General features: G+C 69.9%; 12 protein-coding genes. 8 read left to right on the top strand and 4 right to left on the bottom strand.

Annotation, left to right across the window (positions count from 1 at the left end; genetic code table 11):
* Positions 1–15 precede the first annotated feature (15 nt).
* Positions 16–1,002, bottom strand: a complete 987-nt coding sequence (locus ACFPOE_RS09815) for a hypothetical protein (protein WP_376849902.1) — start codon at positions 1,000–1,002, stop codon at positions 16–18.
* Between the two features lie 345 nt (positions 1,003–1,347).
* On the opposite strand from ACFPOE_RS09815, the gene ACFPOE_RS09810 reads away from it, so the two are divergent.
* From ACFPOE_RS09810 to ACFPOE_RS09775, 8 genes are all read left to right on the top strand, one after another.
* Positions 1,348–1,863 (top strand): chemotaxis protein CheW, encoded by a 516-nt coding sequence (locus ACFPOE_RS09810; protein WP_376849901.1) that lies wholly within the window; start codon positions 1,348–1,350, stop codon positions 1,861–1,863.
* A 129-nt stretch (positions 1,864–1,992) separates the two neighbouring features.
* Entirely contained in the window at positions 1,993–3,738 is a 1,746-nt protein-coding gene (locus ACFPOE_RS09805) for a methyl-accepting chemotaxis protein (RefSeq protein WP_376849900.1), read from the top strand.
* A 116-nt stretch (positions 3,739–3,854) separates the two neighbouring features.
* Positions 3,855–5,576: a methyl-accepting chemotaxis protein gene (locus tag ACFPOE_RS09800; RefSeq protein WP_376849899.1), complete on the top strand. Its 1,722-nt coding sequence runs from the start codon at positions 3,855–3,857 to the stop codon at positions 5,574–5,576.
* A 39-nt stretch (positions 5,577–5,615) separates the two neighbouring features.
* Positions 5,616–7,322 carry a methyl-accepting chemotaxis protein gene (locus ACFPOE_RS09795; RefSeq protein WP_376849898.1) on the top strand — a complete coding sequence of 569 codons (1,707 nt, stop codon included), beginning with the start codon at positions 5,616–5,618 and terminating at the stop codon, positions 7,320–7,322.
* A 1-nt stretch (position 7,323) separates the two neighbouring features.
* Positions 7,324–9,141, top strand: a complete 1,818-nt coding sequence (locus tag ACFPOE_RS09790) for a methyl-accepting chemotaxis protein (RefSeq protein WP_376849897.1) — start codon at positions 7,324–7,326, stop codon at positions 9,139–9,141.
* Between the two features lie 6 nt (positions 9,142–9,147).
* Positions 9,148–10,017 carry a CheR family methyltransferase gene (locus ACFPOE_RS09785; protein ID WP_376849896.1) on the top strand — a complete coding sequence of 290 codons (870 nt, stop codon included), beginning with the start codon at positions 9,148–9,150 and terminating at the stop codon, positions 10,015–10,017.
* Positions 10,007–10,627: a chemoreceptor glutamine deamidase CheD gene (cheD, locus tag ACFPOE_RS09780; RefSeq protein WP_417281643.1), complete on the top strand. Its 621-nt coding sequence runs from the start codon at positions 10,007–10,009 to the stop codon at positions 10,625–10,627. Before ACFPOE_RS09785 ends, cheD begins: the two co-directional genes overlap by 11 nt.
* On the top strand, positions 10,624–11,655 hold the full coding sequence (locus tag ACFPOE_RS09775; protein WP_376849894.1) for a protein-glutamate methylesterase/protein-glutamine glutaminase: 1,032 nt from the start codon (positions 10,624–10,626) through the stop codon (positions 11,653–11,655). The genes cheD and ACFPOE_RS09775 overlap by 4 nt, the downstream gene beginning before the upstream one ends.
* A 16-nt stretch (positions 11,656–11,671) precedes the next feature.
* Here the strand turns inward: ACFPOE_RS09775 and ACFPOE_RS09770 are convergent, their stop codons facing one another.
* The 3 genes from ACFPOE_RS09770 to dapA form a co-directional block, all read right to left on the bottom strand.
* Positions 11,672–12,448: an MBL fold metallo-hydrolase gene (locus ACFPOE_RS09770; RefSeq protein WP_376849893.1), complete on the bottom strand. Its 777-nt coding sequence runs from the start codon at positions 12,446–12,448 to the stop codon at positions 11,672–11,674.
* Positions 12,449–12,520: 72 nt separating this feature from the next.
* Positions 12,521–13,537, bottom strand: coding sequence for an outer membrane protein assembly factor BamC (gene bamC, locus ACFPOE_RS09765; RefSeq protein ID WP_376850631.1), 1,017 nt, complete (start codon positions 13,535–13,537; stop codon positions 12,521–12,523).
* Between the two features lie 97 nt (positions 13,538–13,634).
* Positions 13,635–14,522 carry a 4-hydroxy-tetrahydrodipicolinate synthase gene (dapA, locus tag ACFPOE_RS09760; protein ID WP_376849892.1) on the bottom strand — a complete coding sequence of 296 codons (888 nt, stop codon included), beginning with the start codon at positions 14,520–14,522 and terminating at the stop codon, positions 13,635–13,637.
* Between the last annotated feature and the right edge of the window lie 28 nt (positions 14,523–14,550).

Below are 14,550 nucleotides of genomic sequence, written 5' to 3'. Positions count from 1 at the left end.
TGCGCCGGCGCTGGCCTAGGATTCCTGGGGCGCCAGCGGGGCCGGCGCCGTCATGTCCTCGGCGGCGCCTGCGGCGGCCTTGGCGGCCGGCTGGGGCCTGATGCGCATGGCCTGCTTGCGGTCGTGCGTGACCGCGCCGACGATGCGCAGGCCGGCGAGGTCGCGCGACAGCACCGCGTCGGACAGGCCGGTGCGCTTGCCCAGTTCCACGAAGCTGAGCGGCGCCCGGGTCAACTCGCGGCCGATCATGAGGTGCGAATCGTCGAACAGGCGCTGGGGCAATTGCGGCGAGCGGCACCAGTAGATCGGGCCCGTGCGGAAGTAGGTCGGCAGCAGGTCGCGCTGCGTGCGCATCGCGTACTGCCACAGCGCCTGGCTCATGCCCACCTGCACGAAATGGCCGGGAATCTCGTCGGCCGGGCCGGGGCGCTTCGACCAGAGCGCGTTGTCCAGGTGGAAGGGATCGGCGATCGGCAGCACGCCGACGCCGCTGCGCCGGCTGACCACGGCCACCAGCCGGCCATCGACGGTCACGTGGTAGACGGTGCCGCTCAGGTCCATCCGCGACTGGACGATCCGCGAGGCCAGGCAGAACTGCACCGACACCGGACGCAGCCAGCCCTCGAATTTCTCCAGCATCGCGCGCGTGCTGGGCGGGGAGGCCATGTCGAAGGTGCTCTCGGCCTGGATCCCGGCGGCCAGCGGCAGGCTGAATGCCATCGGGCGGCCCGGATGGTCGGCGTCGATGCGCAGCGCCGGCGAGCGGGGCACCGCGCCGGCCACCTGCAGGCAGCCGTCGGGCAGCGGCGTGACCCGCGATCCGTTCACGCACACGGCATCGGCATCGTCCAGCGCCGAAATGCGCCAGCGCAGCCGGGTGCGCAGGACCACCAATGCGGTCTCGAGCATGGCCTGCTGGGCCGGGCTGAAGCCCAGCAGGCCCAGGCGCAGGACCGGCAATTCGGCGGGGGGTTTTTCGGCGGGCAAGGAGAGGACGCTCACAAAAGTTACGTAAAGATACACGATTTGCCTGCAGGGGGATCGTGCGCCACCGTTCTCCGGCCAAAAAGGCGTTGAATTGCGGCCTTCTGAGCAGTTTTGCACGGGCCGCGCGGGCGCTTTGGGCGGATGAGCAACCGCACCGTCCAGGCGCATGGCCGGGGCAAGGGCAGCATCGCCGGCGCCTGCGCCGAGCCGCAACGGCGGCTGCGCCCGCGTTAGTGCGCAAATCCACAGAATCCAAAATATTCGGCTTGTAACAACAGTTACTGCTTGCAACAAGTGCAGCCGAATGGCATTCTCGCTCCTCATGTGCCATGGCCCCGCGGGCCTGAGGGAGTCCAGACAATGCAACAACCCTACGCCGCCGGCTCTTCCGGCTCGCGCTCCAAGAAGACCGTCGAGGTCGACGCCAGCGAATTCCTGACGTTCCGGCTCGGTGTCGAAAGCTACGGCATCGAGATCCTGAAGGTCCAGGAGATCCGCGGCTACGAGACGCCCACGGCCATCGCCAACGCGCCCGACTTCATCAAGGGCGTGATCAACCTGCGCGGCGTGATCGTGCCGATCCTGGATCTGCGCATCAAGTTCCAGCTGGCGCAGGCCAACTACGACGAGTTCACCGTCGCCATCATCCTGAACGTCGCGGGCCGCGTGGTCGGCGTGGTCGTGGATTCGGTCTCCGACGTCCTGACCCTGGCCACCGAGTCGATTCGCGCGACGCCCGAATTCGCCTCCGCCGCCTTCGACACCAAGTACATCACCGGGCTGGCCACCGTCGACGAGCGGATGCTGATCCTGCTGGACATCGAAAAGCTCATGACCGGCGCCGACATGGCCCTGGTCGACAGCGCGATCCACTGACCCGCATCGCCCTCGACCGACGGAGCCAGGCATGAACCACGCCATTCGCCCGCTGCCGACGCCCAGCCCGGCGGCCATCGGCCATCCCGGGCGCGACACGCCGCGGGTGGCCCAGGGAAAGATCCAGGCATGACCAAGGGAACGGGCATTCTTCGTTCGGTCACCATCCGGCAGCGGCTGGCGGTCGCGTTCTCGATCTTCATCGGCCTGCTGGTGCTGATGGCGGCCATCGGCACCTGGCGCCTGACCTCGCTGGGCGCGGTCGCCAACCGGATCGCCACGGCGGACACGCGGGTGGAGCGGCTGGTGGGCGAATGGTTCGGCGAGACGAAGACCAACGCCGCGCTGGCGCTGGTCATCACCCACACCGACGATGCCGACCTGCAAAGGATCCTGGGGCCGCAGTTCGACGCCGGCACCAAGCGCATCTCCGAACAGCGCAAGCAGGTCGAGGCGATGCTGCTGACCCCCGAGGCGAAGGCGCTGTATGCGAAGGTCAGCGTCGCCCGCAAGGTCTATGAAGACGCGCGGGACAAGATCCTGGACCGCAAGATGACGGGGCAGCGTGACGAGGCGGTGAAGCTGCTGAGCACCGCCATGCTGCCGGCGATGGCTGCCTACGAGGCATCGATCCAGTCCATGGTGGACTACTACGAACAGGACGTCGCCCGCAGCGCCGCGGCGGCGGGCGCCAACGCGGTGGACGGCCGCAACGTGTTCGTGGCGGTGTGCGCCGCCGGCGTGCTGCTCACGGTCCTGTTCTCGTGGCTGATCACGCGCTCGATCACGGTGCCGATCCGCGAAGCCGTGGCGACCGCCATGCGCGTCGCCGGCGGCGACCTCAGCGTGCAGCCGCAGTCGGCCGGCCGTGACGAGACCGGGCAGCTGCTGCACGCGCTGGCCGACATGACCGAAGGGCTGCGCACGCTGGTCGGCGAAGTCGCCGGCGCCGCGGGCACGGTTGCGGACACCAGTGCGCAGATCGCGCAGGGCAACCTGGACCTGTCGCAGCGCACCGAGGAGCAGGCCAGCACGCTGGAAGAAACCGCCAGCTCGATGGAGGAGCTCACCTCCACCGTGACGCAGAACGCCCACAACGCCCGCCAGGCCAGCCAGCTGGCGGTCGGCGCCAGCGACGTCGCGCGCAGGGGCGGCAGCGTGGTCGGCCAGGTGGTCGCGACCATGACCGGCATCAGCGACTCGTCGCGCAAGATCGCCGACATCATCGGCGTGATCGACGGCATCGCCTTCCAGACCAACATCCTGGCGCTGAACGCAGCGGTGGAAGCGGCGCGCGCCGGCGAGCAGGGCCGCGGTTTCGCGGTGGTGGCGGCCGAAGTGCGCAACCTGGCGCAGCGCAGCGCCGCCGCAGCCAAGGAGATCAAGGCACTGATCGGCGCCTCCGTGGAACAGGTCGGGGCCGGCACCAAGCTGGTAGACGCCGCTGGCAAGACGATGGCGGAGATCGTCGATTCGGTCAGGAAGGTCAGCGACCTGGTCGCCGAGATCGCCGCCGCCAGCCAGGAACAGAGCTCCGGCATCAACCAGGTCAGCACCGCCGTCAACCAGATGGACCAGGTGGTGCAGCAGAACGCCTCGCTGGTGGAAGAGGCCACCGCCGCCACCGAGTCGATGAAGGAACAGGCCGCCTCGCTGCTGCGCGTGGTGTCCCGCTTCGATCTCGGCAGCGACAGCGCGCCGTACCAGCCCATGCCGGCCGCCGCCGCAGCGGCCCCGCCCGCGCCGGAGCCGATCCGGGTGCGACCGGCCGCCGCACCGGCGCTCGCCGCTGCCCCCGTGTCGCCGACGGCCGCCGCGCTGGCCGGGCCGCACGTCAACGGCGCACCGGCGGGCGGGGAATGGAAAGAGTTCTAGCCGCCGCGTCAGGCGCCTCGCAGTGACATGCGGGCGCGATCGCAGCTTCAATCACAGGAGAGACAGAAAGTGAACCGTCAACTGGCCTGCCGCACTCGAACGCGGATGGAGATCGCGTGAAAGTCCTGCAAAAGATCCTGGTCGCCCCCGCGGTGGCGATCCTTTTCCTCCTGGTCCTCGGAGGCTTGTCGTACGGCGTCCTGCAGCAGCAGAACGCCGCGCTGGAGGAGCTGTCACGCAGCCGGTTTGCCGGCTATCAGGTGGCGGCCGACGCGGCCCAGGACCTGAGCGAAGTGCACTCCAACGTCTATCGCCTGATCACCTGGATCGCCAACCTCAGCGAGGACAAGGTCAAGCAGGTGACCAACGAGCAGAAGGCGAAGATCGACCAGGTCAACGCCAAGATCACGCAGTTCGCCGGCCAGGCCAACGCCACCGAGGGCGAGCGCAAGCTGATCGCGCTGGCGACGGTGGAACTGGCGAAGTACCGCAAGGCGATCGACACCGCGATCGACCTGAGCACCGTGGACATCTCCACCGGCGCCATGGCCATGCAGAGCGCCGACACGCAGTTCCAGGGCATGCTCAAGCACTTCGACGACCTGGTGCAGCTCGAGAAGAAGCTGGCGCAGGAAAGCTACGACGCCTCGGCCGCCGCGTTCCGCACCGCCGTCGCGGTGCTGATCGCGATCACGCTGCTGGCGCTGGCGGTGTCCGGGGCCATCGCCCTTTACATGAGCGGCGTCATCGTGCGTCCGCTCAAGCGCGCCATCTCGGCCGCCGACCAGATTGCCAGCGGCGACCTCAGCGCCGACATCCGCACCCGCAGCAAGGACGAGACCGGTCAGCTGCTCAAGGCGCTGGGCGAGATGACGCTGAAGCTGCGCAGCCTGGTCGGCGACGTCGCCAACGGCGCGCACACCGTGTCGGATACCAGCGCGCAGATCGCGCAGGGCAACCTGGACCTGTCGCAGCGCACCGAGGAGCAGGCCAGCACGCTGGAAGAAACCGCCAGCTCGATGGAGGAGCTCACCTCCACCGTCACCCAGAACGCCCACAGCGCCAGGCAGGCCAGCCAGCTGGCGATGACCGCGTCGGAAGTGGCCCGCAAGGGCGGCAGCGTGGTCGGGCAGGTGGTCGCGACCATGACCGGCATCAGCGACTCGTCGCGCAAGATCTCCGACATCATCGGCGTGATCGACGGCATCGCCTTCCAGACCAACATCCTGGCGTTGAACGCCGCGGTGGAGGCGGCGCGCGCCGGCGAGCAGGGCCGCGGCTTCGCGGTGGTGGCAGCCGAGGTGCGCAACCTGGCGCAGCGCAGTGCTGCCGCAGCCAAGGAGATCAAGACACTGATCGGCGACTCGGTCAACAAGGTGGACGCCGGCACCAAGCTGGTGGATGCCGCCGGCAAGACCATGGAAGAAGTGGTCAGCTCGGTGGCCAAGGTGAGCGAGCTGATCGCCGAGATCGCCGCTGCCAGCCAGGAGCAGAGCTCCGGCATCGAACAGGTCAACACCGCTATCACCCAGATGGACCAGGTGGTGCAGCAGAACGCCTCGCTGGTGGAAGAGGCCACCGCGGCGACCGAGTCGATGAAGGAACAGGCCGCCTCGCTGCTGCAGACGGTCTCGCGCTTCAAGCTCGGCGCCGCCGACGATGCCTTCGCGACGCTGCGCCAGCCGGCGCCGGCGCCTATGCCCGTGCACCACATGCCCGCTCCCGAGCCGATCCGCGTCCGCGCCAGCGCCGCGCCGGCCCGCGAGGCGGCAGCCGCCAGGCTGGCCGCGCCCCATGCACAGCAAGGCAGCGGCAACGGCGAGTGGAAAGAGTTCTAGCCCGGCCGCAACCTGATTCAACGACGCCTCCAGTTCAGCATGGACAACCGCTTCGACCGCTTGATCGCCAGCATGAAGGTCGGCCCGCGCCTGACGCTGGGCTTCGCGTTGATCGTCGCCCTGATGCTGGGCATGGCGGTGATCGCGGTGCTCGGGTTGCAGGGCCTCAACGGCAACCTGCGCTCGATCGTGGAAAACCGCCACGCCAAGACCGAGCACCTGCACGCCATCGTCGACGAAGTCAACGCCGTCTCGATCGCGCTGCGCAATGCGCTGCTGGCCGACGAGGCCGGGCGTGTCGTCCACCTCACGCGGGTCACGGCCGGGCGCGCGACGCTGTCGGACCTGCTGGACCGGCTGGACGTCGCGTTCGCGCCGACCGACCAGCGCAGCAAGACGCTGCAGCAGGCGCTGCACAGCCACAACGCCGCCTATTCGGTGGAACTGATCCGGCTGATGCGCACCCTGGCATCGGGCCAGGTCGAGGCGGCCACCGGGCTGCTGCACACCGGACTGCAACCCAAGTTCGAGAGCTACATGCAGGCGCTGCGCGAGCTCAATGCCTACGAAGCGCAGCTGATGCAGCAATCGCAGGTGCAGGCCGCCGATTCCTACGCCAGCGGTCGCGGCTGGATCGGCGGGATGCTGCTGCTGGCGGTCCTGTTCACCGCAGTCCTCGCCAGCGTGCTGACGCGCAGCATCGTCAGCCCGCTGCGCGGCGCGGTGTCGGTGGCGCAACGCGTGGCCGAGGGCGACCTGACGATGCAGGTCCGTCCCGGCGGCCGCGACGAGACCGGGCAGCTGCTGGCGGCCCTGGCCGGCATGACGCAGAACCTGCGGACCCTGGTCGGCGAGGTGGTCGGCGGCGCCCACACGGTATCCGACACCAGCGCCCAGATCGCGCGCGGCAACGTCGACCTGTCCGAGCGCACCGAGATGCAGGCCAGCACGCTGGAGGAAACGGCCAGCTCGATCGAGGAGCTCACGACCACCGTGGGCCAGAACGCGGACAACGCCCGCCAGGCCCGCCAGCTGGCAATCGGCGCCACCGAGGTGGCGCGCCGGGGCGGCCAGGCGGTGGGCCAGGTGGTCGCGACCATGACCGGCATCAGCGAGTCGTCGCGCAAGATCGCCGACATCATCGGCGTGATCGACGGCATCGCCTTCCAGACCAATATCCTGGCGCTCAATGCGGCGGTGGAAGCGGCACGGGCCGGCGAGCAGGGCCGCGGTTTCGCGGTCGTGGCGGCCGAAGTGCGCAGCCTGGCCCAGCGCAGCGCCGCGGCGGCCAAGGAGATCAAGGCGCTGATCGGCGATTCGGTGGTGCAGGTGGAAACCGGCACCAGGCTGGTGGACGCCGCCGGCAAGACCATGGAAGAGATCGTCGACTCGGTCCGGAAGGTCAGCGACCTGATCGCCGAGATCGCCGCCGCCAGCCAGGAGCAGAGCTCGGGCATCGAACAGGTCAACACGGCCATCAACCAGATGGACCAGGTGGTGCAGCAGAACGCCTCGCTGGTGGAAGAGGCGTCGGCCGCCGCCGAATCGATGAAGGACCAGGCGGCCTCGCTGCTGCAGATGGTGTCGCGCTTCAAGCTGTCCGGGCAGCCGGCCCAGGCGCCGGCCGGGGCCATCGCGGCGATCCGCGTTCGCCCCGGCGCGGCCGCCGCGCCTGCCGTGCCGCTGGCGCAAGAGGCCTCCCGCGCCCGCCGCAACGGGGCCTCCCCCGGCTGGACGGAGTTCTAGGATGCAAGCGGCATCAGCACTCCGGGCCAGCGACGTCGCCCACCGGCCATCGGACCGCTCCGGCCCGGCGATCGACGGGCCGGCGGGCGTCGATGATGCTGCACCCTCCAGCGTGGGGCTGTTCCGCCGCTCCACCATCCGGGTGCGGCTGATCGTGGCGTTCTGCTTCGTGGCCGTGCTGCTGATGGTGCTGGCCGGGGTGGGCAGCTGGGAGATCGACAGCCTGAACCGGGCGGCGGAATACAGCATGCGGGGCCAGCGCCTGATGGGCAAATGGTTCGCCGAGACCCAGGGCAACGTGATCCGCACGATGGTGATGTCGCGCACCGACGATGCCGGCGTGCGCGAGCAGCTGGCGCCCGAGATGGCGGCCGCATCGCAGCGCATCACGGCGCTGCAGAAGGAGGTGGAAAGCCTGCTGACCACTGCCAGCAGCAAGGCGCTGTTCGAGCAGGTCGGCGCCCGCCGCAAGGCGTACCTGGAGATCCGCCAACGGATGCTGGAGAAGAAGAAGGCCGGCCAGGGCCAGGAGGCGCTGGCCATGCTCGACAACGCGCTGGTCCCGGCGATGAATTCCTATCTCGGCTCGATCGAGGCGCTGCTGGACTTCTACGGCGGCGCGGCGGGCGGCGAGTCGGCGGCCGGCCGGGCCCGGGCGCAGACCGCCCAGATGCTGGTGATCGGCGTGTGCCTGCTGGCGATCGTGGTCGGTTTCGTGTTCGCCTGGAAGATCACCTCCGGCATCGTCGGCCCGGTGCGCTTCGCCGCCAAGCTGGCCCGGCGGGTGGCCGGCGGCGACTTGACCGCGACGGTGCGCACCGGCGGCAGCGACGAGATCGCGCAGATGCTGCAGGCGCTGTCGGACATGATGGCCGACCTGCGCACCGTGGTGGGCGAGGTGTCGGTCGGCGCCCGCACCGTGACCGACAGCAGCACGCGGCTGGCTGCCGGCCACCTGGACCTGTCGCAGCGCACCGAGGAACAGGCCGCCACGCTGGAGCAGACCGCCAGCTCGATGGAGGAGCTGACCGTCACCGTCAACCGCAACGCCGAGAACGCCCGCCACGCCAGCCAGCTGGCCGCCGGCGCATCGGAGGTGGCGCGCCAGGGCGGCGCCGTGGTCGGCGACGTGGTGGCGACGATGACCGAGATTTCGGAGTCGTCGCGCAAGATCGCCGACATCATCGGCGTGATCGACGGCATCGCCTTCCAGACCAACATCCTGGCGCTCAATGCGGCGGTGGAAGCGGCGCGCGCCGGCGAGCAGGGCCGCGGCTTCGCGGTGGTCGCCGCGGAAGTGCGCAGCCTGGCCCAGCGCAGCGCTGCCGCCGCCGGCGAGATCAAGGCGCTGATCGGTGCGTCGGCCGGCAAGGTCGAGGCCGGCACCCGGCTGGTGGACGCCGCCGGCGCCACCATGGCCCAGATCGTCGCCTCGGTGCGCGAGGTCACCGACCTGGTGGCGCAGATTGCGGCCGCCAGCCACGAGCAGAGCGCGGGCATCCAGCAGGTCAACACGGCGGTCGCCAGGATGGAGCAGGCGGTGCAGCAGAACGCGGCCCTGGTGGACGAGGCCACCGCGGCGACCGAGGCGATGAAGGGCGAGGCCAGCGCGCTGCTGCGCAGCGTCGGCCGCTTCCGCCTGGCCGACGCCCCGGCGCAGGCCGCGCCGGCGCAGGCCGGCCCCGCCGCCGGCCGCAGCCCCGGCGCGATCCGCGTGCAGCAGGCCGCGGGCACGGACGCCGCGCTGCATCGGCTGCATTCGCTGGCGCTCGCTGCGACCGGCAAGTACGCCGGCCAACCCGGCCGGAAGGACTCCTAGGTGCTGATGCGCAATCCGCCCGGCGAGCATGCCGGTGCTGCCGCGTCCGAGCCCACCTGGCTGGCCGAGGCGGCATTCCAGCTGAACGACCGCGACTTCGGCCGCGCCCGCCAGCTGATCGACGAGTACGCCGGCATCAAGCTGAGCCTGCAGAAGCGCAACATGGTCTACAACCGGCTGCTGCGGCGCCTGCGCGCCCACGGCGCGCACAGCTTCGGCGCCTACCTGGACCTGGTGGAGGCCGATCACTCGAGCGAGCGCCAGGCCTTCGTCAACGCGCTGACGACCAACCTCACCGCGTTCTTTCGCGAGCCGCACCATTTCGAACTGCTGGCGGCGCGCGCGGCCGACCATGCGCGCCGGGCCAAGGCGCCGCTGCGGGTCTGGAGCAGCGCCTGTTCCACCGGCGAGGAGGCCTGGTCGATCGCGATGGTGCTGCGCGAAGCCGGCTGCGCCGCCGACATCCGCGCCAGCGACATCGATTCGGAAGTGCTGCGCACCGGCACCGCCGGCGTCTACCGCAGCGAGCGCGTCGCCGACCTGGAGCCGGCGCGGCTGAAGAAGCATTTCCTGCGCGGCACCGGCGGCAACGACGGACTGGTGAGCGTGCGGCCGGAACTGCGCTCGATGGTGCGCTTCTTCCAGCTGAACCTGCAGTCGCCCGAGTGGCCGCGGCAGGACCGCTACGACGTGATCTTCTGCCGCAACGTGGTCATCTACTTCGACCGCGATGCGCAAAAGCGGCTGGCCGCGCGCTTTGCCGACATGCTGACGCCCGGCGGCCTGCTGGTGGTGGGGCATTCGGAGAGCTTCCCGGCGGCGCACCCCGCGTTCCGCTCGTGCGGACGCACGGCCTACGAACGCGCTGCGGGCTAGGGCGATGGAGGGCGTCGCACCGATCCGCTACTTCGACCGCGACTTCCAGGTCGAGTCGGTCAAGATCCTGCCCGGCCAGTATTACGCGGCCAGCGGCACGGGGGCGATCTCCACCGTGCTGGGCTCCTGCGTGTCCACCTGCCTGTGGGACCCGGTCACCCGCATCGGCGGCATGAACCACTTCATGCTTCCGGGCGACGGCGAGGCCGCCGCGTCGCCGGCGGCGCCCTCGGCCCGCTTCGGCGTCTATGCGATGGAAGTCCTGATCAACGAGATGATCCGGCTGGGCGCCGACCGTCGCCGGATGGTGGCCAAGGTGTTCGGCGGCGGCCGGGTGCTGCAGGGCTTCGACTCGCTGGACGTCGGCGCCAAGAACTGCCAGTTCGTGCTCGAGTTCCTGGCCACCGAGCAGATCCCGGTGGTGGCGCGCGACCTGCTGGACGTCTACGCGCGCAAGCTGCACTTCTTTCCCGAGACCGGCAAGGTGCAGCTCAAGAAGCTGCACATCCTGCCCAACGACACGGTCGAACAGCGCGAGCGCGAATACCTGTACCGGCTGGGCGACAAGGCCGGCGGCGGCGAGTTCGACAACTTCTCGGCGCGGCGATGATCAAGGTCCTGGTCATCGACGATTCGGCCGTGATGCGGGCCTTCCTGAGCCGGGTGGTGGCGTCGCAGCCGGACATGGAGCTGGTGGCCGTTGCGGCCGACCCGGTGCTGGCGATCGACCGCATCCGGCTCAAGGCGCCGGACGTGATCACGCTGGACGTCGAGATGCCGCGCATGAACGGCCTGGAGTTCCTGGGCAAGCTGATGGCGGTGCGGCCGCTGCCGGTGATCATGATCTCCTCGCTCACGCGCGAGGGCGCGGACACCACGCTGCGCGCGCTCGAACTGGGCGCGGTGGACTTCTTCGCCAAGCCGGCCAACCTGGCCGACCTGGAGGGCAGCGTCCACGAGATCGCCGAGAAGATCCGGGCCGCCGGCCTGGCGCGGGTGGTGCGGCACCGGATCCCGGCGGCGCCGGTGCGCCTGGTGCCGCCGCTGCCCCGGGCCCCGGGCGCGGCGGCGAACGACCGTGTGATCGGCATCGGCGCGTCAACCGGCGGGGTTGAGGCGTTGCGCGAGATCCTGGTGCACCTGCCGCCGCGGATGCCGCCGATCCTGATCGCGCAGCACATGCCCCCGGGCTTCACCGAAACCTTCGCCCGCCGGCTGAACTCGATCTGCCAGATCGGCATCCGCGAGGCCGAGGACGGCCAGGCCGCCTGCCACGGCATGGCCTACATCGCGCCGGGCGGTCGCCACCTGACGCTGACCCGCCGCATGGGCGGCTACGTGCTGCGCGTCACCGACGAGCCGCCGGTGAACCGGCACCGGCCCTCGGTCGATCCGCTGTTCCGTTCGATCGCCAAGGCGGCGGGCGCGCGCGCCATCGGCGTGATGCTCACCGGCATGGGCGCCGACGGCGCCGAGGCGATGCTGGCGCTGCGCCAGGCCGGGGCTTACACCATCGCCCAGGACGAGGCCAGCAGCGTGGTGTTCGGCATGCCGCGGCAGGCCATCGCGCTGGGCGGGGTGCGGGAAGTGCTGGCGCTGGCCGACATGGCGCAGCGGCTGGAGGCGCTCACGGCCTGAGGGCGGGCGGCGCCGCTCAGGCGCTGTGCCAGTCGCTGCCGCTGGGGCCGTCGGCCACCAGGATGTCGGCCTCGCTGCAGCCCAGCGTGCGGGCCAGCACCTCGCGCACCACGTCGGGCCGGTTGTTCTGCTCGCTCAGGTGCGCGGCCATCACCTTGTTCAGTCCCTGCGGCTGGATCGCCAGCGCGATCGCCGCGGCCGCCTCGTTGGCCAGGTGGCCCCAGGCGCCGCCGACCCGGCGCTTGAGGAACGGCGGGTAGCTGCCGGTCGCCAGCATCTGCGGGTCGTGGTTGCATTCGAGCAGCAGCGAGCGGCAGCCGGCCAGCTGCTGCAGCACGTGCGCCGTCGCGTGGCCCAGGTCGGTGAGGATGCCGAAGCGCACGTCGCCGTCGCCGCAGGTCAGCTGCAGCGGCTCGCGGGCGTCGTGCGGCACCGTGAACGGCCGGACCTGCAGCGCGCCGACCTCGAAGGTCTGCGAGTCGCAGACGATCCGCAGCAGGCCGGCGAAATCGGGCTCGCCGATCGCCAGGTAGGTGCCGTGGCTCATGTAGACGGGGATGCGCTCGCGCAGCGCAAGCTGGCGGGCGCAGCCGATGTGGTCGCCGTGCTCGTGGGTGACGAAGATGGCATCGATCTGGTCGGCCAGCATGCCGGCGAGCCGCAGCCGCTTGTCCAGCTGCGGCAGGCCCAGGCCGCAGTCCACCAGCAGGTGGCTGATGCCGGTGCCGCCGCGCGCCTGGACGACGGTGGCGTTGCCTGTGCTGCCGCTGCCCAGGCTCTTGAATCTCAGCATGCTCTTGAAGTGACCTGGCGGGACGGACCAGAGGTGCGGCGCTGCTCTGTCCCCGACTGGTCGTCCTTCTGCTTACTTCAGATCGTCTGCGATGACCTGCACGATGCGCTGCGCATTGGCCGACGACTCGGGGGCGCCGGCGTCGTTGAGCACCGACACGGTGGTCGATTCGCCCTGGCTCTTGAGGTTGATGCGGTACTTCAGCGGCGGCACGCCCTTGTCGTCGCGCTTGAACAGCTTGGCGAAGAAGCCCGGGTCCTTGCGGTCGGCGCTCGGCTCCACGTAACGCACGAAGTACGTGCCCTGGTTGCGGTCGCGGTCTTCGACGGTGAAGCCGGTGCGGTCCAGCGCCAGCCCGACGCGGCGCCAGGCGCGGTCGAAGCCTTCGTCGATCATCACCACCGGCGTGTTGCCGACGGTGGCGACGCGCGAGGTGGACTTGGACGCGGCCGCCGCCACCTGGGCCCGGCTCTGGTCCTGGGGCGCGCCCAGCTTGACCATCAGGCGGCGCAGGAATTCGGTTTCCAGTTCCGGATCGGTCGGCCGCGGCTGCCACACGGTCTGGTCCTTCTGGTTGTTGCTGTACACCTCCACCATGCCGCGGTGGCTGATGTAGATCTCGGTGCCGCCGTTGGCGGTGCGCTCCAGCCGGGTGCGGAACTTGTCGCGCTCGGAGGTGGAGTAGACCGAGTCGATCAGCTTGCCCAGCGTGTTGCGGATGAAGTCCTGCGGCAGCTTGGCGCGGTTCTCCGCCCAGTCGGTTTCCATGATGCCCAGGCTGGACTGGTCCAGCGACAGCAGGAAGCCGTTCTCCTGCCAGAAGTCGCGCACCGGGCCCCACAGCTGGTCGGCCGGCCGGCTCACCACCAGCCAGCGCTGGTTGCCGTCGCGCTCGATGCGCACGTCGCCCATCGTGTTGGCGGCGGTCGGCACGCCCGGGGCGGCCTGGCCCACCTGGAAGCCGGTGGCCGTGACGGCGCCGCCGCTGACGACATAGCGCGAGTCCTTGGACAGCTGGGTCAGGTCCGGCGGCACCTCGAGCGAGACGCCCTTGCCGGCGCTCTTGTAGTCGATCTTCTCGCCCTCCATCACGGAGCAGGCGGCCAGGGCCGCGCACAGCGTCAACAGGGCGAGTTTTGCAGTTTGCTTCACTTCAGGATCCTTCGGAATGATCAATACAAGGCGTTCAGGACAACAGGCCGCATTCGCGCAGCGCTGCTTCCACCACCGGCGCATTGGACTGCGACAGCGGCGTCATCGGCAGGCGCATGGCCGGGCCGCACAGGCCCATGCGGGCCATCGCCCACTTGAGCGGAATCGGGTTGGCCTCGACGAACAGGTGCTTGTGCACCGGCATCAGCTTGCGCTGGATGGCCATCGCCGTCCTGGAGTCGCCGGCCACCGCCGCCACGCACAGCTCGTGCATCAGCCTGGGCGCGATGTTGGCGGTCACGCTGACGTTGCCCTTGCCGCCGCACAGCATCAGCGCCACGGCCGTCGGGTCGTCGCCGGAATAGACCGAGAAGGCCGGCGGCAGGTCGCGGATCAGCCACTGCGCGCGCGCGATGTCGCCGGTCGCTTCCTTGATGCCGACGATGCCGGGCACCTGCGCCAGCCGCAGCACCGTCTCGTGCGCCATGTCCGCGACCGTGCGGCCGGGGACGTTGTACAGCACGATGGGCAGGTCGCCGGTGGCTTCGGCGATGGCCTTGAAGTGCTGGTACTGGCCTTCCTGGGTCGGCTTGTTGTAGTAGGGCACGACCTGCAGCTGGCAGTCCGCGCCGATCTTCTGCGCGTAGCGGGCCAGCTCGATCGCCTCGCGGGTGGAGTTGGCGCCGCAGCCGGCCATGATCGGCACCCGGCCGCGGGCCTGTTCGACCGACACCCGGATGATCTCCTGGTGTTCCTCCACGCTGACCGTGGGCGACTCGCCGGTGGTGCCGACCACGCCGATGCAGTCCGTCCCCTCGGCGATGTGCCAGTCCACCAGCTTGCGCAGCGCGGCATAGTCGACGCTGCCGTCTTCAAGCATCGGGGTCGCCAGCGCCACGATGCTGCCTGTAATCGGTGTCATGTCGGGATTTGTCGGGAAACACGCATTT

It is taken from the genome of Caenimonas terrae (genome assembly GCF_042655405.1).
In the GTDB taxonomy this organism is placed as follows: domain Bacteria; phylum Pseudomonadota; class Gammaproteobacteria; order Burkholderiales; family Burkholderiaceae_C; genus Ramlibacter; species Ramlibacter terrae_A.
This window is presented reverse-complemented; position numbering and strand designations above follow the sequence as displayed.